The following is a 24,014-nucleotide window of genomic DNA, read 5'->3' on the forward strand; positions in this document are numbered from 1 at the left end:
CTCCTTTGTTCAAATTTTGGTCAAGCTGCGGTTCACCCTCCGTAGATAAACTAATTTAGTAAATTTATCTCTCCTACCTAATTTATGATTCTATACTAATTCCCTCTATTTGTCGCCCTAAAATTAGCAGATTCAGACAGAAAAAAACCGCAATCTTCCCGGTTGAGGAGAGTGCGGTTTAAAATTTATTGTTCCTTAAATTTAAATTCAGCAATTTTCCCGGCTTCAATGAAGCCTGCCTTCCGATAAACTTTATTGGAGTCCGGATTTTTTAAGTCCGCATTCAACATCGGTACCAGATTTTCCGAATGAAGAAGGCAGCACATCTCAGCAACAATCGCGCTGGCATAACCTTTCTTACGATGTTCTACCGGGGTATATACGGTATTAATTCTGGCATGTCTAGGGGATCGATGGGCAATATTCGCCATGGAAACGGGAATGTCATCTGCGCACCACAGATACAGATTTCCTGCCCCAATCATCCTCTCGGCAAAGGGAATTTGACTCTCCTTGGTTACCGCTGCGCCGTAGGCCCACTCTGAAAACCCCGCCAGAAAGTCAGCTATGATATCCACATCGTGTTGTTCAGCCCGACGCATTTCACCAGTGACGCCAGTCGGCTTCTTAACCTCATGGCAATAATACGACTCCAACATCATATAGAGTTCATAGCGAATATGTTTGGCCTTTGAATACATTTTGGCGAAATACTCCGCCGTTTCCGGCTCTCCGGATATGCCGGGCAAATCGAGCTCCGGATGGTCATCTATAAGTTGCCTAAACAGAGTTTCCCTTCGCGCCTCGGTCACTTCCTTCGCCAGCCACAACCAAGCGTTAAATCCCTTTGTCTGGGCAAAAACCATCGTATCGTCAACGGCTTTTAACCTCAAGGCATCACCTGACCCACAAATTGAATGCAGCAAATTATATGGAACTTCATCCGCAATAAACAGCTTTCCTTGTAGAACGGGATCCCCCGCACCAAATGTCTCGAACATACTGCTTCCCCTCCCGCCTGAGCACCCACGCCAACCGATGAAGTGACAATAAATTTATGTTAGTTTACCACTTTTTCCATTTAGGTGCGGATTATTTCAGTCTAAACAATTATGAATAAGAAAAATAAAGCCACATGGAGTTGTTACACTCGCATGTGGCATTTAAATCAAATAGTGAACATAATTATTCTAATTTAACTGCTTTAGCATCTTTTACATTGATCTCATATTCAGCTTCAGGAAATGGTGAAAGTTTTGAGTTTTTTTAATATATTTTCCCTTCATGGTCGGTAGGTTGTAGCGTAATGAAAAAATTATCTCCCGAATTCCACAATACTCCGCTTACTTTAGGCAAATCTAATTTGATTCTTATTTCCTCATTACTGTATAAGTTTTTCAATTAAGTCTATATGAACTGTTTTTTGAAATGTATTAACAAATTCAATACAATATTCATATTTATGCAAATCCGTAGTGGTTGTCACTGTACTTTTCGACAGCCAGTTATCTTTACATCGGTTATATAATCTATTGTTGGAGCGCTACCAGGGTGTTTTTGCACGGTAACAATCGGAGCAATTGTCCAGATAGTTGCGAAAGTCTTTTCACCATCCCTATCCAATTGAACTGCTTGAACGTTGCAACGTTATTTACATCTTAGCGAATTTCAGAAAAACCGCGAGAAACGAAGATAAGGTTTTCGGAGCAAGACATGATGGTATCTGATGATATTGGGGCTTTTGCAAAGTTAGTCGGATGATTTTCTATCTTTTGACTATCCCGCCTTCGTTTTGTGCCCGGAAATAAATGGTACACAACTAATCCGGCTTGTCCTCGTCCAACTATATGAACAAACCAAACAACAAGGTGATGGACATATGAAAAAAAATCAAAACCTGCTGCTGCTCGTGCTTGCAGCGTCGCTGCTGTATGCCGCTCCTGCGCAGGCAGAGGCGGGCGCGCCCGCTCACGCCGCTATCCAGACGCAGGATCAAGTTCAATCCCAGGCTCAGACGGATTCCAAGCCGATCGCCATTTATCTAGACGGCCGCCAGCTTGAGCCTGAAACGCAGCCGCTCATCGTGGACGGTGCGGTACTCGTCCCGATGCGCGGGCTGTTTGAGGCGCAGGGCGCCGAGCTGGTCTGGAACGGTGCCAGCAAGACCCTTATCGCAACCAAGGATGATCTGACGCTCACCTACCGGGTAGGGGAGGCCTCCGCCGACCTCAACGGCAAACCGGTGAACCTGTCTGTACCCGGCCGGATTTCAGATGGTTATACCTTAGTGCCGCTGCGGTTCGTCAGCGAAACGCTCGGCAGCACGGTGAGATGGATCCCGGAGACAAGAACGGTGCATATTTCCTCCCCGGTGAACTATGAGACGACGGTTCTCTGGGGCGTGAATCTGCGCAGCCGGCCAGACACCGGAGAAGGCTCCGCTACAGGAGAACTGCTTCCTGCTGGCAAGCAAGTTCATGTCATCCGCGAGGTCGATGCCCATTGGCTGGAGGTGCGCACCGAGGATCAGAAACACGGCTACATCTCGGCCAAGCCAAAATATACCGATTATAAAAGCCCTTCACTTATAGAACGCCAAGGGGAGGCCCTGATTGCTTATGGCAAGCAATACTGGGGCACGCCGTATGAATTCGGAGCTTCACCCGACCAGACGAATACGTTTGACTGCTCTTCGTTCGTGAAGCGCGTGTTCCAGGATACGCTGGGCATTGAGCTTCCCCGGGTATCCTATAATCAGGCAAAGGTCGGCCAGGAAGTCGGAATCGACGAACTGCGTCCCGGAGACCTGCTGTTCTTCAGCTCGCGCGGTTTAGATATTGGACATGTCGGAATTTATGCAGGAGACAACCAGATCCTGCATACGTATTCGAAGAAGCTGGGCGTGCACATCGGGGAGTTCTCCGGCCAGTGGAAGGATCGATTTGTAACGGCTCGCCGGGTGTTTTAAACAGAAAGGAGCAGCTCTATATGAGCTGCTCCTTCTATTTATCCGGTCAGAATGAGATATAATCATTAGCAAGTCTTTCATTCTTAATATTGTTAAACAGGAATAATATATTTATTACTCATTAGATTTTGTTATCTATTTATATATAACAAAATCTATAATTAAAAACCCTTTATTTCAAACTTTAAACTTCATAGGAAGATGTTATTTCATTGACGAATGAAATCTGGAAGGATATTATTTTTATATTCATATAACAAACTTCATAACATATTAAAGAAAAATATAACAAAAATTCACGTCTTATCATGGTCATTTCTATTTCCGTACCCCTTTTCATAAAGGGGTCGTTTTTATAAGGCTTCTGAAGACCAGGGGGGCAGAACATATGAATTTTATCAGATTGCTAAATGACATCAAGCTGAGGAGAAAGCTATCCTTGACCTTTATTACCGTTGCTGTTGTCCCGCTCCTGATCAGCGGGATATTTCTGACGGGCAAGCTGCGGGAAATTATGATAGCAGATGCTTTTGAACAGGCTACGGATAACGTAGAGCGAGTTTGGAAACGAACGGAGGAAGTCATCAAGGTGCCGCTGGACATTTCCTATCAGCTCTCCAACGATAGCCGGATGAAATCGGTGGCAAGCCGCAGCTATGACAGCTATATCGAGGTCATTCAGACCTACCGCCAATATTCTGATATCCGGGATTACATTCGGTTATATAAAGAGGTTAAAGGCATCCGGCTTTATACGCCGAACCCGACCATGCTGAATAATTGGGAATTCATGCAGCCCGATAATCAGATCGAGCAGGCAGAGTGGTATAAGCTGGCGCTGAGCAAAAAAGGGCTTGCCGGTTGGGGATACATCGAGGATGAACGGGACCGAACGAAATACCTGAGTCTAGTACGAAAAATCAACTTGAACGAGCCTGGTCAGGATAGTGTACTTGTCATCAACGTCAATACGGCGCAGCTCAATTCCATTCTATCTCAAGAATCGTTCTCTACCATGATCGTAGATGATCATAACAATATCGTGGCAGCCAACCGTCCAGATTTGTATGGAAAGAACCTCGCCGAAGTACATTCAGGCGATGGCATCCTGCAGCAAAGTGAAGGCAGCTTCGATGCCGATATAGACGGGAAACGTTCCAAAGTCGTTATTTCCAGTCTAGTTCCGGAGACTAGCTGGAATGGGCTGCGCGTCATTTCCGTGTTTACAGTATCGGACATCGTCCAGGACGCGAACGAGGTTATCCGGCTGGCCACGCTCGTAATTGCAGGCTCTCTGATCATTGCCGTACTGCTTGTCTATGCCTCGGCATCCCTTATTACGAGCAGACTGCTGCGATTAAGCAAACATATGTCCAGAGTAGGCACCGGCTCAGGCCACTGGGATACTTATCTTGACCTGGATGGCAAGGATGAGATCGGACAGCTCTCCAGGCAATTTAATGCTCTTGTCCAACGGATCAGTCAGCTGATGCTGGAAGTCGAAGAGAGTAATCAGCAAAAACGGCGGCTGGAGCAAAAGCAAAGTGAGATCAAATTTAAAATGCTAGCGAGTCAGATCAACCCCCATTTCCTGTTCAATACGCTGGAATCGATTCGCATGGAGGCGCATCTCCGAGGGGAAGAGGATTTGGCGGAGGCGGTCTGGCAGCTCAGCAGTCTGATCCGCAATAGTCTTGAGGTTGGCAACGGCAAGATTCGACTTTCCGAGGAATTGAATATGGCACGCTGCTATTTGGAACTGCAAAAGTTCCGGTATGAAGACAGGCTTCTGTATAAACTGGATATTGCGCAAGGCACTGAAGATATTGAACTTCCGCCACTGATGATCCAGCCGCTGGTGGAGAATTCGATTATTCACGGGCTGGATCACAAAGAGGAAGGATCAACACGGATAACCATTCGGACCAAGCTTGGTGAGGACGGCGAGGTATGCGTAGAAATTCAAGACGACGGGGCAGGAATCCCGGCATGGAAGCTGGAGGAATTGCAACAACAGTTGAAGGAACAGGAATCGGAGGAGGCCGGGGGGCGGATTGGGCTCCGCAACGTGCATGATCGCCTGCAGCTTACTTATGGTCATGCTTCGGGGCTTTCGATTGATAGCAAAGAGGGTGAAGGCACTAGGATTACATTTTGCATACCGAGGGGGAACGAGATCGAATGTTTACAGTAATGATTGTTGATGATGAGCCGAAACTTCGCCTTGGGCTGCAATCCTTGATTCCGTGGCAAGAGTTAGGGTACGAGATCATGGGAACGGCAGCCAATGGAAACGAGGCACTTCGTGTTGGGGAAGAGCAGATTCCCGATGTGATGCTGGTCGATATCCGCATGCCTGGCATGGATGGGCTGCAGCTTCTTCAGGAAATCCGCCGTCGCGGCTGGGATACACATGCAGTCGTACTGAGCGGATACGCCGATTTCGAGTACGCCCGCGAGGCGCTCCAATATGGTGTTGAAGGTTATCTGCTTAAACCTGTCAACAGAGAAGAACTATCCACTCTGCTTCTGAAGCTTCACGGGCAGATTTCCGCCGAACGGCTGACGAAGCGGGTACATCAGGAAGCAAAATCACAGGAGTGGGCGGTGTATTCCCTGCTGTCCGGCTCACATGATTTGGTAAACGTTTCCATGGATGAGCTGGCTGAATCGTTAGGAATGGATTGGCCGAAATATCAGATTGTGCTGATCGCTTTTCCGGGTCTGCATCCAGAAGAGGACGAGCGCATCCGCAGCTTCCGGGATCGTCTGGTTACAGCGTACGCAACGGATAGCCAAGGCGTTGTTCTCTACTTTGCCCCTTATACGGTTCTGCTTCTCGCTAATACGCTGGACGGCGAATTAGGCCGGGCCAATCTATACAGAGAACTACAAATGCTGTCTGGAGAGATCCGTTCCCAAATGGATGTGGCCGCAGGTGAAACGGTGCTGGCGCTGGATCAGATCCCAAATTCATTCCGTACTGCCCGTTCCCTGCTCGAACGCAGCTTTTTCTATGACAAAGGCAGGGTGCTAACATTGGAGACTCCAGAAAGCTATCGCCAGACGTCCTCCTGTTCTAAGGACAATTCCCTGCTGGACGGAGAAGAGGTGTCCTTTCGCCTCTATTATTTGGTTGATGTCGGACATGCGGGGGCTATCCATTCCTTGCTGGACGAGGCAGCTGGGCTTATGGCAGTTAACGGGAAAGGAGAAACAGAGATTCGTGAACAATTCTTCTATCTCGCCAATGAAACGCTGCGAAAAATCTCCCCTCGCCTCTGGTCGGAGTCCATTTATCCAGGGGAACCCGCCCAATTCCTGGCGGGCATTTACAGTCAGCGCTTTATCCGGGATCTTGTCAGCTATGTAACCGCTGTTATGGAAAGGCTGGCCCGCTGTGCAGATTATACCAGCCGGGACAATGAAATGAAGCGCTTGCTGGATTTCATTGAACGGCATCACTACGAAAATTTGCGGTTGGAAACGCTGGCAGGACTGTTCAATTATAGCAGTTCCTATCTGGGTCAGCTTTTCAAAAACCATACAGGAGAATATTTCAACGCCTATCTCGACAGAGTTCGGATTGGCAAAGCGAAGGAGCTGCTAACTCAAGGCTGGAAGGTGTATGAGGTGGCAGAAAAGGTAGGGTATTCGAACGTAAATTATTTTCACAATAAATTTAAAAAATTAGAGGGGCAGTCGCCCTCCTCGTACCAGAAAAAAAGTGTAAGAGATGAATATTCATTATGAAAATCTATGATTGTTTCTGAAATATCTGCGGATTATCGCATGAAATGATGCGAAATTAGTGATATGTCTCTATCCTCCCGCATGTTTTATAGTGGTAGCACGAGAGGGGGAATGCAGAAAAATGAAAGCGATGTCAAGCTCTATGTTGTGCGCTGCGCAGGCGAGGAGAACATTCTCCATGGTTTTGTTATGCATGATAATTCTGATGGGAATGTCTGGTTCAGCTGCTTCAATAGCCGATGCTTCTTCAACCGGACAAGCTGCTCTCATGAATATGGAAGGCGCGCCATCTGTCAGTCCGACTAACAGTATAACGGTTACTTTTGCTAATGCGGTGTTAGAAGGTTACGGTATCGAGAAACGCGGTTCTGTCAAAGAAGACGATGATACTTTGTATGACGGTGAAGGCTATATCTCTTACTTTTTTGATGAAATTGGAGGCGCTGCAGAACCCGTCGGCAGTGCAGCTTTTACTGTGGACGCTGCGAAAGCTGGGCTGTATGAGCTGAGTTTAGGCTACTACATCCCCGAAGGCTACGGGGATAAAGTGACCCGTATACAGATTAACGGTGAAGGCACCGGAGAGCTGACATTGGATGCGCCGGCAGCAGGTACGGTTCGTGCTGAGAAAATGGTCAGTAAGGTGCTGCTGAACGCAGGCAGCAATACAATCCAAATTATGCGCGGATGGGGTTACTACGGCATTGAGCATATCAAGCTTGCACCCGCGAATGAAGCACCACCCAGTAACAAGCTGGATGCAGAGGACAGCATCAAGACTGGCACATTAAACAATCCCGAAGCGACAGCTGAGGCCAGAGCGCTAATGAACTACTTGCTCAGCCAGTATGGACAGAAAATTATCTCTGGACAGCAGACGCTTGAAGATGTGGAGTGGATCAAGCAGCAGACAGGCAAATATCCAGCGATTTTCTCTACAGACTTGATGGATTACTCCCCTTCCCGCGTGGATCATGGAGCCTCCTCCACTGAGGTCGAGAAGATGATCGAATGGTACAAACGCGGTGGTATTGTGTCTTTATGCTGGCACTGGAATGCCCCGAAGGGAATCGGCGGCAATGAGCCTGGCAACGAGTGGTGGCGAGGCTTCTACACTGAATTTACAACCTTTGATGTGGAATATGCTCTTAATCATCCGGATTCTGAGGACTACCAGCTCCTGATCCGGGACATTGACGCCATCGCAGTTCAGTTGAAGCGATTGCAGGAGGCGAACGTGCCTGTGTTATGGCGACCCCTGCACGAGGCAGAGGGCACCTGGTTTTGGTGGGGAGCAAAAGGGCCCGAGCCGGCGAAACAGCTCTATCGTTTAATGTATGATCGGTTAACCAATGATCATAAGCTGAACAATCTGATTTGGGTGTGGAACTCCGAGAAAAAGGATTGGTATCCGGGAGATGATGTCGTAGATATGGTAAGCGTCGATATCTATAATCCTGCTGGCGACTATAATCCGAGCATCGCAAAATATGAAGCGCTTGTATCTTTGGCGGACAGCAAGAAGATGGCTGCACTAGCGGAGAATGGGCCTATTCCGGATCCGGATGCTCTTCAGGAGTACGGCGCCGACTGGAGCTTCTTTAGTACCTGGACCGGCGACTACATCAGGGATGGCAAGACAAATACGATAGAGCATTTGAAGAAGGTATATCAACACGATTACGTCATTACTCTCGACGAACTCCCGGCAGACCTGTACTCCAATCTTGATGATAAGGCTGAGAATGGCGAATCAGCAGGGATGACCGAAGCCAATGGACAGGAAAACTATTCGGAGGACGACGATGTCATCAGCATGGAGCCAAAAAACAGCTTCACGGATCTCGAAGGCCATTGGGCGAAGAACGACATTGAGCTGATGTTAAACAAGAAGATTGTTTTCGGGATTAGCCACGGACAATTTGCGCCGGATCGTCCAATTACGCGTGCCGAAGTCGCTGTGCTTATGGCTAGAGCGATGGGTCTTGATGCACAACCAGCAGCGGGCAAGTTCTCTGATGTCGCGAAGACGAGCTGGTACGCAAGCGCTGTTGAAGCTGTAAACGAAGCGGGAATCATGGACGGCTATGCTGACGGTAATTTCCAGCCGCATGCTCAGGTTACACAGGAGCAGTTGGCGGTATTGATCGTTCGCGCTGCAGCCCTTGCAGGTCAGCCACTTACTGAGACAGAGTATTCTCTGGCAGGAGTAACTTCAGAACGGTTTGCACCGCAGGAATGGGTGAATCGCGCGCAAGCTGTCGTCGTCATCAAGCGTCTAATGATGGATTTGAATCTCATCCATGCTTGATTCAATCGCCTAATTAATAAGAAGTCCGCTAGCTGTGGGTCATGCGCCTAATTTAATAGCTAGCGATCTTCTTTGTAATGCCCAAAATATACACAAATATGGAGTGAACATATATTGGCCATTTATATCGACGAGTCAAAGAAGATCTTTCATTTGCAATCAGATCACACAAGCTATGTTATTCAAGTCATAGACGGCTATCCTGTGCATACCTATTGGGGACAACGGCTTCAAGCAGATGGCGATTTGGCGGGGCTTGTGCCGGTTACGAGCAATGCATTTCTAGATACAATGCCTCAGGAATATCCGCAATATGGATCAGGTGATTTTCGTTCGCCTGCTTATCAGGTTCAGCTTGAGGATGGCAGCCGGATCACAGAACTTCGCTATAAAGGCTACTCTGTTTCAGCTGGAAAACCGGCTCTCGAAGGTTTGCCTTATGTATATACAGAGTCAGATGACGAAGCAGATACACTAGTATTGGAGCTTGAAGATGCATACACCGGGATGGTCGTCTTGTTAAGCTACAGCATGTTTACAGGAGGGGCGATTTCACGATCGGCTCGCTTTATCAACAAGGGCAATGGGAAGCTGAGGCTGCTGCGCGCCTTAAGTGCAAATGTTGATTTATATGGCAAGGGGGATCATGAGCTGCTATATCTCTCCGGTCATTGGGCACGGGAGGCTCATATTCAGCGCCGGCCGCTCGGCCCCGGTGGAACGAATTTGGGCAGCCGGCGAGGCATGAGCAGCCACCAGCATAACCCGTTTGCAGCGGTGGTTAGCCCAGATACAGGCGAGGATCATGGCGAGGTTTATGCCATGAATCTGGTGTACAGCGGCAATTTCCATGCTGAGGCGGAGGTCGATGGCTTCGGTCTCGGACGCATGGCGATTGGGCTGAACCCATTCGACTTTGCCTGGACGCTCCAGCCAGGGGAGTCTTTTCAAACACCTGAGGCTGTATTAGTTTATTCCGCGGAAGGGCTTGGAGGCATGTCGAGAATCTATCATCACCTGTATCGGAAACGTCTCTGCCGCGGAGTTCATCGGGATCAGGAACGTCCGATACTCGTCAATAATTGGGAAGCGACGTATTTTAATTTTAATGCGGACAAAATCGAAACGATCGCTAAGGCAGGAGCCGAGCTTGGGATCGAGCTTTTCGTGCTTGATGATGGCTGGTTCGGCAAGAGAGACAGCGACAACAGCTCCCTCGGGGACTGGGTCGAGGATCGCCGTAAACTGCCGAACGGACTTTGTGATTTAGCCGAAAGAATTAATCGGCACGGGCTGAAGTTCGGTCTATGGTTTGAGCCGGAGATGATATCGCCGGATAGCGAACTATATCGTGCTCATCCTGACTGGTGTCTGCATGCAGCCGGCCGGCGCCGCTCAGAAGCGCGCTGGCAGCTGGTGTTGGATCTTTCGCGGCCGGAGGTGCGTGATTATCTGTATGATGCGTTAGCCCGTATTTTCGCAGATGTTCCTATTGCATATGTCAAATGGGACATGAACCGTGCGCTGACAGAAATCGGTTCTGCCACAGCCTCGCCAGAGCATCAACAGGAGATTGCCCATCGTTATATGCTTGGGCTTTATGAATTGCTGGAGAGGTTAACCACGGCGTTTCCAGAAATTTTGTTTGAAGGCTGTGCCAGCGGTGGCGGACGCTTCGATCCAGGGATGCTCTACTACATGCCGCAGGTCTGGACAAGCGATAATACCGACGCCGTAGAGCGATTAAAAATTCAATATGGAACCAGTCTGATTTATCCGGTAAGTACCATCGGAGCCCACGTATCTGCGGTGCCCAATCATCAGGTCGGCCGGGAAACACCGCTCAAAATGCGTGGTGAGGTAGCCATGTCCGGAAATTTTGGCTACGAGCTAGACCTGACGAAATTCAGTGAAGCGGAGAAGGCCCAAGTTAAGGAGCATATTGCCATGTATAAGGAGATACGCTCTCTTGTGCAGCAGGGTGATCTCTATCGCCTCAAGAGCCCGTTTGACGGTGATGAGACATCCTGGATGTTCGTGTCAGAGGATAAGACCGAGGCGCTCGTGTTCTTCTTCCGCGTGCTTGCCAAGCCGAATCCTGCATCTGGCATGCTGCGGCTTAAGGGGCTAGACGAGTGCTTAACCTACACCGTGAAAGGAAGCGACGGCATTGTCGGGACATACCGCGGCGATCGTTTAATGCAGGCCGGTCTGATGATTCCCCAGCTTGCAGGAGATTACGCCAGCACTTGGTTCAGGTTAACTGCGGTGCATTAAGCTCATAGTCGAGACCAGGGTATATGTCGGAACTTATAACAATTAAAGTGATGAGTATCGTAAAGAAAGGATGTCTCAAAGCTGCTGCTTTGCAGTCATCCTTTCTTTATATGCAGTTTCGAATTGCTGTCGGGAGGAGTTTTCACACATCCTGAAAACGAATGATTGTTTCTGAAATTATTGTAGATTATAGAATGAAATTCTACGAAATCTGCGATATGTCTCCAGCTCGTCCTATGCCTTATGCTTAAGGAAAGAGAGGGGGGGAAACGGTGAGATGAAAGCGATAACATTGAAAGACCAAACCGGCAGCGGACGGAGTCATAAGCCGCAAAGGTGGAAGGTGTTTAAAAATCAGAAGTACCTTTATCTAATGTCCATTCCTTTTGTAATCTGGGTTTTTGTGTTTCAGTATTTACCGCTCTGGGGCTGGACGATGGCTTTTCAGAACTACAAGCCAGGCAAGAGCTTTTTTGAACAGAAATGGGTTGGACTAGAGCATTTCCAAATGCTGTTCCGCGATGATCACTTCTATTTGGTGCTTAGAAATACGATGGCTATGAGTATTATGGGGCTTGTAGCAGGTTTTGTATTTCCGGTATTGTTTGCACTATTGCTAAATGAGGTTCGGGTTCAGGCCATGAAGCGGTTTGTACAGACGGTTTCATATCTGCCGCACTTTGTATCCTGGGTAGTTGCGGCGGGGATCGTCACCAAGATGCTGTCGACAGATGGCGGAGCTGTAAATGCTGTGTTAATGAGTCTGAATCTTATTGATGAACCGATTCAGTTTATGTCCAAGGGTCATCTGTTTTGGGGGATTGTGACGGTAGCCGACGTCTGGAAGGAGACAGGCTGGAACGCCATTATTTATCTGGCCGCCATTTCAGGGATCGGACCCGAGCTTTATGAGGCTGCAAGGGTTGACGGTGCCAGCCGCCTGAAGCAAATATGGCATATTACGCTGCCTGGCATTCGGTCAACGATTATCGTCCTGTTGATTATTTCGATCGGCCATCTCGTAGGGATCGGATTTGAGAAGCAGTTCCTGCTCGGCAACCATATGGTCAAGGACTATTCCGAAGTATTGGATCTGTATGCTCTGAATTACGGCTTATCTATGGGCAGATATTCCTTTGGTACGGCAATTAACATTTTCAACTCGATGATCAGTTTGATTCTGCTGTTTGTGGCGAACGGAATGTTCAAGAAATTCGCAAATGAAAGTATCATGTAAACTTACAAGCATCCTATAAAGGAGGGGCTTCAGACATGGGCGCAGCCGATTCGGCATCCAACCTTAAGATAAAGCGGCCGAGAGCGGTCTCCCGATCTCCCCAAGACTGGATTTTTAATATAATCGTATATCTGCTCGTTAGCATCATTACTATCATTACGCTCTATCCATTCTTAAACGTACTGGCTATTTCGTTTAATGACTCTGTCGACACAGTTCGAGGGGGCGTGACGATCTATCCAAGAAAATTCACTCTGGAAAATTACAAGCAAATTTTCAGCTACAGCAGCTTGCTTACTGGCTTCAAAATTTCGGTGTACCGTACACTTGCGGGTACATTGGCAGGCCTTGTCAGCGGCTCAATGGTCGCTTATACTTTGGCGCGGACGGATTTTCAGGGAAGAAAATTCGTCTCGACGTTCCTGGCTATCACCATGTATGTATCGGGCGGCCTGATTCCTGGCTTCATTCTGATCAAGAACCTCGATATGATCAATACTTTTGCGGTCTATATTTTACCGGGGCTTGTAAGCGCCTTTAATATTTTCGTCATTCGTTCTTTTATCGATGGCCTCCCTTTTGCCCTTCAAGAATCAGCCAAGATAGACGGGGCAAATGACTTCACCATTTACTGGCGCATCATTCTGCCGTTATGCAAACCTGCGTTAGCTACAGTTGCGCTGTTCCTGGCCGTCGGACAATGGAACTCATGGTTTGATACCTATCTTTACAACGGTTCCAATGACGCTTTGACGACACTCCAGTATGAGCTAATGAAAGTGTTGCAGAGCACAACGACCAATGCCAATAACATGCGTGGAGGCAATATGACAGAGCTGATGGCGCAAGTGTCCCCGGATTCTGTCAAAATGGCGATTACCATCGTAGCGACAGTCCCAATTCTGGTCGTCTACCCATTCCTGCAGAAATACTTTGTCAAAGGGATGACGCTTGGCGCTGTAAAAAGCTGATACGCCAGCGGCAGTCGGGAAGGCGGCATTCTCTCATGCTTCTGATTGATATATCCGGCCTTTTCATCGAATTAATTAAAGGGGTGTTTCATATTATGAAGACTAAGTTCAAGAAAACTACGATTTCTGTCTTAGCATCCGTTCTCCTGCTAGGCCAGCTTATCGGCTGCAGCGGCAGCTCAGGCGGGAAAAATGCGTCTAATGCCACAAATTCGACGGGCAACAACGCATCTCCTATAACACTAACCTATTTCACACAAGATCCTAGCGCCAACTGGAATAATATGCAGGATCGAATAGGGAAAATCATTACTGAAAAAACAGGCGTTGTGTTGGATGCCGAATTTGCGGTAGGCGATCCTACACAGAAGGTAGCGATTATGGCGGCAACTGGCGAAGTGCCTGATCTGATCGCGGCCAAAGCGGACATCGGTAAGCTGGTTGATGTGGGGGCGATTCTCGACCTGACAGACCTGATTGAGGAGCATGCTCCGAACATTAAGAAAATGCTGGGCGACAAAATTCAACGGGCAAAATACAGCCTGGAGGATCAAGCGATCTATACGATTCCAACCTGGTCTGCCATTGACGAACGCAAGCTCAAGCCTGATTACGGCTTCCAACTGCAGCACCGTGTCGTAAAAGAAGCAGGGTATCCTGAGATCCGCACCGTTCAAGATTTTGAGAAGGTAATCAAGGAATATCTGGACAAACATCCTACGGATGAGAACGGCAATCCGAACATCGGACTGACGCTCAACGCTGATGACTGGCATATGTATCAGGTAACGAATATGGGCTTCTTTACGACAGGCGCACCGGATGACGGCGAGTATTATGTCGATCAGGAAACATTTGATGTGACATACCATTTCCGTCGTCCTGAGGAACGCGAATATTTCCGCTGGCTGAACCATATGAACTCCATCGGGCTGCTGGACAAGGAAAGCTTCGTACAGAAAACAGATCAATTCAAAGCTAAGGTTGCATCCGGACGGGTGCTCGGCCTGATTGACCCAGCATGGGACTATGGCGAGGCGCAGAATGCTCTAAAAGCAGAAGGAAAATTCGATCAAACCTATGGTCATTACCCGGTTACAATGTCCAAGGAGTACAAGGATACGAGCTTCTGGCCGGCAGGCTTTGACGGAGGTTATGGCATAGCCATTTCGGCAGACTGCAAGGACCCGGTAGCCGCTATTAAGTTCCTCGACTATTTGGCTTCAGAAGAAGGTCAGATTTTGATTAACTGGGGCGTTGAAGGCATAGATTATATTGTTCAGGACGGCAAGAGAGTGGTGCCCAAAGAAACCCAAGACAAAATGGATAAGGAAGGCAATGCCTATCTGAAGGAATCGGGCCTGGGATTGTACTGGAATCTTACGGTTCATTACGGGGATGGCATCCAGGATTCAACGGGCAACTACTATACCAAGAACAACCGGGAAATGCTGATCGCTACTTTCAGCGAGCCTGAGAAAGAGGCATTGCAGGCTTACAACGTTGAGACCTGGAGGGATCTGTTCCCGCAGGAAGAGGAGTTCCCTGAAAGAAAAGCGGGCGCAGCTTACAATATCGTTCTGCCTAGCGACAGCAAAGCTACAATCCTAATGCAAAAAATGAAAGATATTACGTGGAAGCGTATCCCTGAGGCGATTATGGCCAACCCGAACCAATTCGATAAAATCTGGGATGATTATATGGCAGAGCTGGAGAAAGCGGGCGTAAAAGAGATGGAAGAGGCTTACGGCCAATTCGTCAAGGATCGCGTTAAGCTCTGGAACGGTGAATAGATCCCGAGCAGCGATTTATGGATAATGATAGCCGCTGGGCGAAATCCGGCGGAGTAGAAAGGCAGGGATACCATGCAAACGATGAATATAACACCATGCAACCCCAAAGCTTCCGATGAAGTAAGGTCGGTTCTAAACTATCTCAGCGAAATTAAAGGAAAAGGCATTATTACAGGACAGCACACGCAGACGATCGCGCAGGATGAGCTGCATTACATTCGTGAAGTAACGGGTAAACAGCCCGCACTATGCGGTTTCGAACTGCTAGGCTATTCCCCGAATATCAATTATAGTGACAGCGGCGAAGAATGCTTGCTGGAAGTCGAAGAAAACAAGGGCACGCTGCAAAAAGCCTGGGAATGGGCGGAGAAAGAGAACGGCTTGATCACCTTTACATGGCACTGGTTCTCCCCGCTTGGCGGCCGGGATAAGAGCTTTTATACAGAGCATACCGATTTTGATGCAGCGAAGGCAACTGTGGAAGGTACCGCAGAACACACGGCCTTGCTGTCCGATATGGACGATATGGCCGAAATTTTACGGGAATTCCGCGACCAACGGATTCCGATCTTGTGGCGGCCTTTTCATGAAGCGGAAGGAACTTGGTTCTGGTGGGGCAGCAAAGGCCCCGGAGTCGCGAAGCAATTATACCGAATCATGTACGAGAGATATACCAAGCACCACGATTTGACGAATCTGATCTGGGTGTGGAACTCACCAACCCCTGAAGGCTATGTCGGGGACGATGTTGTTGACATCATTTCAAGAGATTTATATCCGCCAGCCCACCAGCATACGGATTTGCGGCAGGAATATGAGGAGCTGATTCGCATTACGCCTACCCCGAAGCTTGCCGCTCTCGGAGAAATTGGCCCGATTCCATGCGTCAGGAGTCTGTCCGAATCGCGAATTCCGTGGCTGTGGTTTATGACCTGGTCTAACGATTTTGGCAAAACGGATAAATTCACCGGGAAAGAGGTATTGCGCAGCGCTTATCACAGCGACTATGCTATTACCTTGGATCGGCTGCCGAAACTATATTAAGTTATCCGCCAAAACCAGCCCAAACATTCATTAGGGGCTGGTTTTGGTTTGATTAGCAACAACATCGCACACTAAGCTGGCGGACACTGAGCGGGAACACAAGGCGGGCACTAAGTCACACATTAAGTCACACATTAAGTCACACATTAAGGCGGACACTAAGTCGCACACTAAGTCACACACTAAGGCGGACACTAAGTCGCTCACTAAGTCGCACACTAAATGGAATTCATGTATCTAATTTTGCTCTAAACGAAGATTATAGGGAATTAGATGGATTTTATGCACCTAAATACAAGAATCCCGCCCATGATCGCCATCTCCCTTCTTTTAACGACATGAAATCCATCTAAATCTACGTAACCTTCTTTACCGCATAAACTAACTACTATAAATCCATCTAGATAAGTTGAACTATTAAAATGCCGCCTTTCTTCATAAACTAATCCCGTTAGGCAGCCATTATATTTATCCGGTCAGGTCACCACATCAAATATAATCATGAACAAGCCAGCCGTTGCGGTTGGATAACCACCGGGCTTAGCAACTTGTGCATTTTTAATGCCAAGCGGCTTCAGCTTAAAAATGACCTCCGGTAGCAAAATCCGCAACGATCCCATCATAGCCAGAAGTCATGCCCCCAGCGGCAGCATCCCCATGCTTTCACTCCCCTTATTTAAAAACTCAACATCTTCAATTATAGTTTGTATACTGATACATGACGACAACAAGCGATTTACAACCGCCGCGTTTCATGTGAAGATGAAGTGAAGAATAGGAAATATTCAGTGGTTATAGATTATCTGATGGTGGTGACGCCATGTTCAAAATTATGCTGATCGAAGATGATGCCAGCCTGTTCAGCGAAATCCGGGAACGGCTGCAGCAGTGGAGCTATGACGTATATGGAATCGAGGATTTCAGCAGCGTAATGCAGGAGTTCGCCGCGGTAAAGCCCGATCTCGTCCTTATTGATATTCAGCTGCCGAAGTTCGATGGCTTTCACTGGTGCCGGATGATTCGCGCCCATTCCCATGTGCCGATTATCTTCCTGTCTTCTCGCGACCATCCTACGGATATGGTCATGTCCATGCAGCTGGGGGCAGATGATTTCATTCAGAAGCCCTTCCATTTCGAGGTGCTTGTGGCGAAGATCCAGGCCACGCTGCGCCGCGTCTACGATTACAACACCGAAGCAGTCTCGCTGCGCACCTGGTGCGGAGCGACCGTCGATTATGAGCAAAACACGGTGACGAATGGCGCTGGCACAGTCGAGTTAACCAAAAATGAAATTTACATCTTAAAGCTGCTCATCGAGCAGAAAAACAAGATCGTCACCCGGGAAGAGCTGATTAAGAGCCTTTGGGACGACGAGCGATTCATCAGCGACAATACGCTGACGGTGAACGTGAACCGGCTGCGCAAGAAGCTGGAGGAGCTGGATTTAGGCCGCATGATCGAAACGAAGGTCGGGCAAGGCTACATCGCAATCCAGGAAGGTGAAGGCCGTGATTAGAAAATTCCTGATCGAACGCCGCAGCTGGATTCTGCTCGTCATCATCCTACAGCTGCTTACCTTATCCGTTGCCTACCTGGATGCGGAGATCCCAATGAGTTCGCTGCTCTACATCGTTTTTCTGTCGACGATGATCTTCGTTATTTTCCTGGTCGTTCGTTATCACCAAGAGACCCGCTTCTATAAAAACCTGGAGCAATGGGAGCCGCACCTCGATGTAACGGGCTTAGCGGAAGGGCGCCGCCCTTTCGAGACGGCCACCCGCACCCTGCTCCTGCAGCAGACGGAACGGCTCAGGCAGGAGGCCGCCTATAACCGCACGGCGCTCGAAGAGGAGAAGGATTATCTCTTGTCATGGATACATGAAGTGAAGACACCGCTGAGCGCCATGCACCTCATGCTCGAGCGGCTGGAGGAAGAGCCCCTGAAGACGCAGCTGACCTATGAATGGCTGCGCATCCATCTTCTGCTCGACCAGCAGCTGCACCAGAAGCGGATGCCGTCCATGGAAAATGATCTGTATGTCGAGAGAATCGACTTGAAAACCCTGCTCTATGCAGAAATTCGCACACTGCGATCATGGTGCATGCAGAAGGGCATCGGCTTTGACGTGGATTTAGAGGCGACCCGGATCCTTAGCGATGCCAAATGGCTCGCCTTCATTCTCCGCCAGCTGCTGACTAATGCTGTGAAGTACAGTGAAGCCGGGGACATTTCGGTGAAAAGCCGGACTCTCGGCGACAACACCGTACTGGAAGTACAGGATCAAGGGCGCGGGATTAATTCGCGCGATCTTCCGCGGATTTTCGATAAGGGCTTCACCTCCACGACCAAGCATCATGAGGATAAAGCGACGGGGATGGGACTATACTTAGCCAATAAGGCTGCCCAAGCGCTCCATATTCGCATCGAGCCCGAGTCCAGGCCGGGAGTTGGCACAACGATGAGGCTTATTTTTCCGCAGCGGAATGCGTTCGTGCAAATTCAGGGCGAATAGCACAGGCATGTGACAGCATTGTCACATGCCTTGTTCATTTGTTCGGTGAAACGAAGGAACAAAGCTGGCGATCCCTTTTATAATGGAGCTAGAGAACAAAGGAGTGTGGAGAAATGGCGATACTGGAAGCTACAAAAATCCATAAAAGCTACGGCAATAAATACAATAAGCAAGAAGTCTTAAAAGGGATCGATCTAAGCATCGAGCAAGGAGAATTCGTAAGCATCATGGGAGCGTCCGGCTCCGGAAAAACAACGCTGCTGAACGTCCTCTCTTCCATCGATCAGGTAAGCGGCGGCATCGTGCTCATCGAAGGCCAGGAAATGACGGGCATGAAGGAGAAAGAGCTGGCAGAATTCCGCAAGCGGCATTTGGGGTTTATTTTTCAGGAATATAACCTGCTGGACTCGCTCACGGTGAAGGAGAACATCCTGCTCCCGCTGTCGATTTCCAAAGTATCCAAGAAAGAAGCAGACCGTAAATTTCAGGCCGTCGCAACCGAGCTGGGCATTTATGAGCTGAAGGATAAATATCCTAACGAAATTTCCGGCGGGCAGAAGCAGCGCACCTCGGCCGCCCGGGCGTTCATTCACGAGCCGAGTATTATTTTTGCGGATGAGCCGACAGGAGCGCTGGATTCCAAGTCAGCCTCGGATTTGCTGAACAAGCTGAGCGAGCTGAACGAGAAACGGCAAGCAACAATCGTCATGGTGACGCATGATCCGGTTGCCGCGAGCTACTGCGGCCGGGTGATTTTCATCAAGGATGGGCAGGTATATACACAGTTAAATAAAGGGGAAGAGACAAGGCAGACCTTCTTCAAAGACATTATGAAGACGCAGGGGTTGTTAGGAGGGGTGCAGGTTGAGCATTAATTACATCATTCTCCGCAACCTGAAGAAGAACGCCAAGAACTATTACCTGTACGTTTTCGCCCTCATCTTCAGCGTTGCGCTCTATTTTGCCTTCGTTACGCTGCAGTACGACCCTGCCATGGACGAGATCAAAGGAAGCATCAAGGGCGGTGCAGCGATGAGGGCTGGATCCGTCCTCCTGGTCGTCATCGTGTCGGTGTTCCTGCTGTACGCCAATAATCTGTTCATCAAGCGGCGCAGTAAAGAGATCGGTCTATTCCAATTGATCGGATTGACCAAGAACCGGATCTTCCGCATCCTGACGGCAGAGAACTTCATTCTGTATTTCGGATCGATGCTGGTCGGGATGTTCGTGGGGTTTTCTTTTTCCAAGCTGATTATTATGATTTTGTTCAAAATTACCGGTGTGGAGTCCGGGGCAGCGCTAAGGTTCTCTACTCAGGCCTTTATTCAGACCGTTATCATATTTCTAGCGATTTATGTGCTCATCATGCTGATGAATTACGCGTTCATGAAGCGGCAGAGCATTCTGTCCCTCTTCCGGGTGCTGTCTTCGACTGAGGAGAAGGTGAAGAAGGTATCCGTGTGGGAGATGATTCTAGGCGTCTTCGGCTTAGCGTTGATCGCGCTTGGTTATTACATTTCAACACGGCTGTTCAGCGGGGACTTTATTGAAATGACGCAGCTGTTTCTGGCGATGGTTGGCATCCTCGGCTCGGTCATTTTGGGTACGTACCTGTTCTATAAGGGGTCGGTACGGTTTATCTTCTATCTGATTCGCAGGCAAAAAGATGGATACCTGAACATCAACGAGGTTCTGTCACTCTCTTCCATCATGTTCCGCATGAAATCCAACGCGCTGCTGCTGACCATTATTACGACGGTATCCGCACTGGCCATCGGCCTGTTGTCGCTCAGCTACATTGCCTACTACTCCGCCGAACGGTCAGGGAAGAATGACGTGCCGAACGACTTCGCCTTTACGCTTCAGGCCGATGCGGACAAGTTCAAAGCGGCTTTAACCTCCGGCGGCATCCCCTACCAAGAAACGTTCATTGACGTGATTCAGGTAAGAGCGGACTTCAACCAGGTGATGGATAACCGCTTTGACAATGATGCGCCAGATGCAAAGGTGATGATCATCGGGGTCATTAGCGATACCTCCGTCAATAAGCTCGATCTGCCCGAAGGGGAGACGCTTCTGACGGGATATAGCGACTTGATGCAAACCTTTTTTGCAATTCATAATAGCGGAGAGATTCAATTCCTGGGGCAGCAGGAAGTGATACCGCAACAGATTCGTTTAGAGCGCGAGCATTTTGTGTCCTGGTATTTCAAAGGCGGCTTTCCGATCGCTGTTGTAGATCAAACCGTATTCGAGCGATTGAAGCTGGATGCCGACCCTGAGATTCAGAAGAAATACTCCACGTATATCGGAGTCGATATTACCGATGCTGCCAAGCTGAACGAGGCTAACGCGATATTTGAAAAATTAGAATTAGGCCCGGACAGCATCCATGAATCGCAGCTGGCCCTTATACGCAGCCAGAAACAGACGATGGGACTGATCATGTTCGTGGTCGGCTTCCTGGGCCTCACCTTCCTAATGACCTCCGGCTGCATACTGTACTTCAAGCAAATGGACGAAAGCGAGGAAGAGAAGCCGAACTACACGATATTAAGAAAGCTCGGCTTCACCCAAGGAGATTTGTTAAAAGGGATTCAAGCCAAACAATTGTTCAACTTCGGCATTCCGCTGCTGGTGGGACTGCTGCACAGCTACTTCGCCGTCAAATCGGGCTGGTTCCTGTTCGGCACCGAGCTGTGGACGCCGATGATTCTGGTCATGCTGCTGTATACGGCGCTCTATTCCATCTTCGCGATTCTGTCGGTGCTGTATTACAAACGCGTGATTCGGGAGTCCTTATAGGAGGGGCACCCCATAAACCATGACCTGGTAGAAATTAAAAATGGAGAGCAGGTGTTATATCTGGTCTGCTCGGTCAGAATGTTGAGACATTGTGGAGACCTTAATAAATGCTAGGCTTTAGTCTGTAGAACAGTATTAGCAATATCGGAAGTAAAGACAGTAGTCGTCTATTAGTCAGCTCATTCTAGTCGAATATTCATATATAAACCCGCTCAGGAGGAGAAAATCTGTAAATGTATATGAAAATTTATATATATTTGGTCGTTTAGCCGTAATGCCGCTTGTTATATTCGAATTATCGAATACATTCTCAGGAGAGCAACGAGATAACGCTTGAATCAGAAGTATTCAATCTTTATTATAACTGGAGAAATTCGTGAATTGCAGCAAGACTTTATTATATCGGGACAATATTGATTCAGCTTCAAAACAGTGAACCATATTATAAGTGACTGCGAAATGGATAAGATATTTAACAGAAGTACACCCACTCGGGTACACTCAAATTGTCGAGAAACCCACGTCATTATGACGTTGGGTTTCCTTTCTTTCATTAAGAAGGCTGTCGAGACTTTCTCGACAGCCTGGCCGAGCAGATATAACATTCTGCTCGGTTCTTTGTATATAGGAGCGCCTAGAAATCGATGGTTCTTCCGCCCCGTTTATAACGCACGTCATCGTCCCCTTGATCCGGACTGCCCGGAGCCGAATTGCCGCCGTCCAGAACAGCCTCTTCCTTCACATAGTCCTCCAAGTCTTCCTTCGGCGTTGCGGTCACTGCGCGCACATTGGCCCATTCGCGGATCGCCCGGATTTGCTCGGCTTGGGTAATCGACAGCGGCACCGTGTTTATGATGGCCCGCTCGAAATCCTCCAATCGAATCGAACGGTCCACCGCATAAGCTTCAAACAAAGCATCAATGACCAATTGTTCGATCTCCGCTCCGACGAAGCCTTCGCATTTTTCCGCCAAATCGTCCAGCACCTCGTCCGTTAACTGGAAATCCCCAATGACCTCAGGGTGCGTCAGGCGTCTGCCCATATGAACCTTTAGAATTTCTTTCCGCTCCCGCTTGGTCGGCAGGTCAACAAAGAAAATTTCATCAAAACGGCCTTTCCGCATAAGCTCCGGAGGCAATCCGGCAATGTTATTGGCCGTGGCTACCACGAACACCTGGCTTGTCTTCTCCTGCATCCAGGTCAGGAACTGGGCAAACACACGGGCGGATGTCCCGCCGTCGCCGCCGCTGGAAGTCGCACTGAAGCCTTTTTCGATCTCGTCGATCCACAAAATGCAAGGCGAAATCGCTTCGGCGGTCTTGATCGCTTTGCGCATATTCTCTTCGCTGCTGCCTACGAGGCCGCTAAAAATTTTTCCAATATCGAGCCGCAGCAGAGGCAGCTGCCACATGGAGCTGATGGATTTACTGATCAGGCTTTTTCCGCAGCCCGGTACGCCTGTGATCAGCACCCCTTTAGGAGAAGGCAGGCCATATTTGCTGGCCGAATCCAGCCAGGATTTATTCCGTCTCGTCAGCCAGCGCTTCAGGTTTTCTAAGCCGCCGACATCCTCCATCCTCAGTTCGCTGCGGATAAACTCCAAAATGCCCGTCTTCTTGATAATTTGCTCCTTCTCTTCGAGTATAACCTCGACATCCCGGATATCCAGCTGGCCGTCTTCCACCATCGCACGGGCAAATGCATTCTCGGCCTCGGATAACGTCAAGCCAAGCGCCGCTTTGGCGATGCGCTCCCGCTCCTCGGCCGTAACTTCGATTTGAATGCGTCCTCTATTCTCGTTAACGGCAATCATTTCATCCAGCACGGTTTTGATTTCGTTAAAGGACGGCAGTTCAAAATCAACGATCGTGATATCCTTCTGCAGTTCCTCCGGCAGGACTGGAAACGGCGATGTAAAAATGACATTGATCGGGTTCGGGTTCTGCTTAATGCGGATCAATATGTCACGCAGCTTCCGGATAACCTGGTAATCCGCCGCTCTCCCTTGACCTCCAAAATAAATATGGAAATCCTGCAGCACGACAATACAGGGACTATCGTATTTCTCAATGAACTCCAGCGCCTTCAAAGGCTGCTTGGTGTCATCGCGGGAATGGCCGCTCACATCCACGATCCCCGTCGTCATCCTCCAAACCAGCACTTCCCTTGGCGTCTTGATCAGCGGAATATCCTGCGCAATGGAGCGAATGACTGACATGGCGCGGTCTTCCTCCCAGGTCTGGATATATAGGTAAGGGAACCTTGCCTTTAGCAGATTGGCCAGCAAGGTTCTGATTTTCGATGGCGTTCCTGATACGGGTACAGTCATTGGCGTTCCTGCC

Annotated in this window: 16 protein-coding genes; 13 read left to right on the forward strand and 3 right to left on the reverse strand. The window is 48.8% G+C overall.

Annotation, left to right across the window (positions count from 1 at the left end):
- Nucleotides 1-185 precede the first annotated feature (185 nt).
- Entirely contained in the window at nt 186-1,001 is an 816-nt protein-coding gene (locus MKX50_RS24085; protein ID WP_213591413.1) for a GNAT family N-acetyltransferase, read from the reverse strand.
- An 878-nt stretch (nt 1,002-1,879) separates the two neighbouring features.
- On the opposite strand from MKX50_RS24085, the gene MKX50_RS24090 reads away from it, so the two are divergent.
- The 9 genes from MKX50_RS24090 (at nt 1,880) to MKX50_RS24130 (ending at nt 16,354) form a co-directional block, all read left to right on the forward strand.
- Nucleotides 1,880-2,968 (forward strand): NlpC/P60 family protein, encoded by a 1,089-nt coding sequence (locus MKX50_RS24090; RefSeq protein WP_213591415.1) that lies wholly within the window; start codon nt 1,880-1,882, stop codon nt 2,966-2,968.
- 388 nt (nt 2,969-3,356) lie between these two features.
- Nucleotides 3,357-5,162, forward strand: coding sequence for a sensor histidine kinase (locus MKX50_RS24095; RefSeq protein ID WP_339157965.1), 1,806 nt, complete (start codon nt 3,357-3,359; stop codon nt 5,160-5,162).
- Entirely contained in the window at nt 5,150-6,721 is a 1,572-nt protein-coding gene (locus tag MKX50_RS24100; protein ID WP_339157966.1) for a response regulator transcription factor, read from the forward strand. The genes MKX50_RS24095 and MKX50_RS24100 overlap by 13 nt, the downstream gene beginning before the upstream one ends.
- A 178-nt stretch (nt 6,722-6,899) precedes the next feature.
- A complete protein-coding gene (locus tag MKX50_RS24105; RefSeq protein WP_339157967.1) occupies nt 6,900-9,032 on the forward strand; it encodes a glycosyl hydrolase in 2,133 nt (710 codons plus the stop codon).
- 114 nt (nt 9,033-9,146) lie between these two features.
- Nucleotides 9,147-11,309 (forward strand): alpha-galactosidase, encoded by a 2,163-nt coding sequence (locus tag MKX50_RS24110; protein WP_339157968.1) that lies wholly within the window; start codon nt 9,147-9,149, stop codon nt 11,307-11,309.
- Nucleotides 11,310-11,586: 277 nt separating this feature from the next.
- On the forward strand, nt 11,587-12,546 hold the full coding sequence (locus MKX50_RS24115; RefSeq protein ID WP_339157969.1) for a sugar ABC transporter permease: 960 nt from the start codon (nt 11,587-11,589) through the stop codon (nt 12,544-12,546).
- Nucleotides 12,547-12,581: 35 nt separating this feature from the next.
- The gene (locus MKX50_RS24120; protein ID WP_213591427.1) at nt 12,582-13,517 is read left to right on the forward strand and encodes a carbohydrate ABC transporter permease; all 936 of its coding nucleotides are present in this window, start codon (nt 12,582-12,584) and stop codon (nt 13,515-13,517) included.
- A gap of 95 nt (nt 13,518-13,612) precedes the next feature.
- A complete protein-coding gene (locus MKX50_RS24125; RefSeq protein ID WP_339157970.1) occupies nt 13,613-15,310 on the forward strand; it encodes an ABC transporter substrate-binding protein in 1,698 nt (565 codons plus the stop codon).
- Nucleotides 15,311-15,391: 81 nt separating this feature from the next.
- Nucleotides 15,392-16,354 carry a glycosyl hydrolase gene (locus MKX50_RS24130; RefSeq protein ID WP_339157971.1) on the forward strand — a complete coding sequence of 321 codons (963 nt, stop codon included), beginning with the start codon at nt 15,392-15,394 and terminating at the stop codon, nt 16,352-16,354.
- A gap of 476 nt (nt 16,355-16,830) precedes the next feature.
- Here the strand turns inward: MKX50_RS24130 and MKX50_RS24135 are convergent, their stop codons facing one another.
- Nucleotides 16,831-16,977 carry a hypothetical protein gene (locus MKX50_RS24135; protein WP_339157972.1) on the reverse strand — a complete coding sequence of 49 codons (147 nt, stop codon included), beginning with the start codon at nt 16,975-16,977 and terminating at the stop codon, nt 16,831-16,833.
- A gap of 197 nt (nt 16,978-17,174) precedes the next feature.
- Here MKX50_RS24135 and MKX50_RS24140 point away from each other — a divergent pair, with 197 nt between their 5' ends.
- The 4 genes from MKX50_RS24140 to MKX50_RS24155 all read left to right on the forward strand — a co-directional run bounded on the left by MKX50_RS24140 (nt 17,175) and on the right by MKX50_RS24155 (nt 21,672).
- Complete coding sequence (locus tag MKX50_RS24140; RefSeq protein ID WP_339157973.1) at nt 17,175-17,870, forward strand: response regulator transcription factor; 696 nt, start codon at nt 17,175-17,177, stop codon at nt 17,868-17,870.
- Complete coding sequence (locus MKX50_RS24145) at nt 17,863-18,867, forward strand: sensor histidine kinase (protein WP_339157974.1); 1,005 nt, start codon at nt 17,863-17,865, stop codon at nt 18,865-18,867. Before MKX50_RS24140 ends, MKX50_RS24145 begins: the two co-directional genes overlap by 8 nt.
- A gap of 113 nt (nt 18,868-18,980) precedes the next feature.
- Nucleotides 18,981-19,742 (forward strand): ABC transporter ATP-binding protein, encoded by a 762-nt coding sequence (locus tag MKX50_RS24150; RefSeq protein ID WP_213591433.1) that lies wholly within the window; start codon nt 18,981-18,983, stop codon nt 19,740-19,742.
- Nucleotides 19,732-21,672, forward strand: a complete 1,941-nt coding sequence (locus MKX50_RS24155) for an ABC transporter permease (RefSeq protein ID WP_339157975.1) — start codon at nt 19,732-19,734, stop codon at nt 21,670-21,672. The genes MKX50_RS24150 and MKX50_RS24155 overlap by 11 nt, the downstream gene beginning before the upstream one ends.
- 634 nt (nt 21,673-22,306) lie before the next feature.
- Here the strand turns inward: MKX50_RS24155 and MKX50_RS24160 are convergent.
- Nucleotides 22,307-24,001: an AAA family ATPase gene (locus tag MKX50_RS24160; RefSeq protein ID WP_339157976.1), complete on the reverse strand. Its 1,695-nt coding sequence runs from the start codon at nt 23,999-24,001 to the stop codon at nt 22,307-22,309.
- Nucleotides 24,002-24,014 lie beyond the last annotated feature (13 nt).

It is taken from the genome of Paenibacillus sp. FSL W8-0186 (assembly GCF_037969765.1).
In the GTDB taxonomy this organism is placed as follows: Bacteria; Bacillota; Bacilli; order Paenibacillales; family Paenibacillaceae; genus Fontibacillus; species Fontibacillus woosongensis.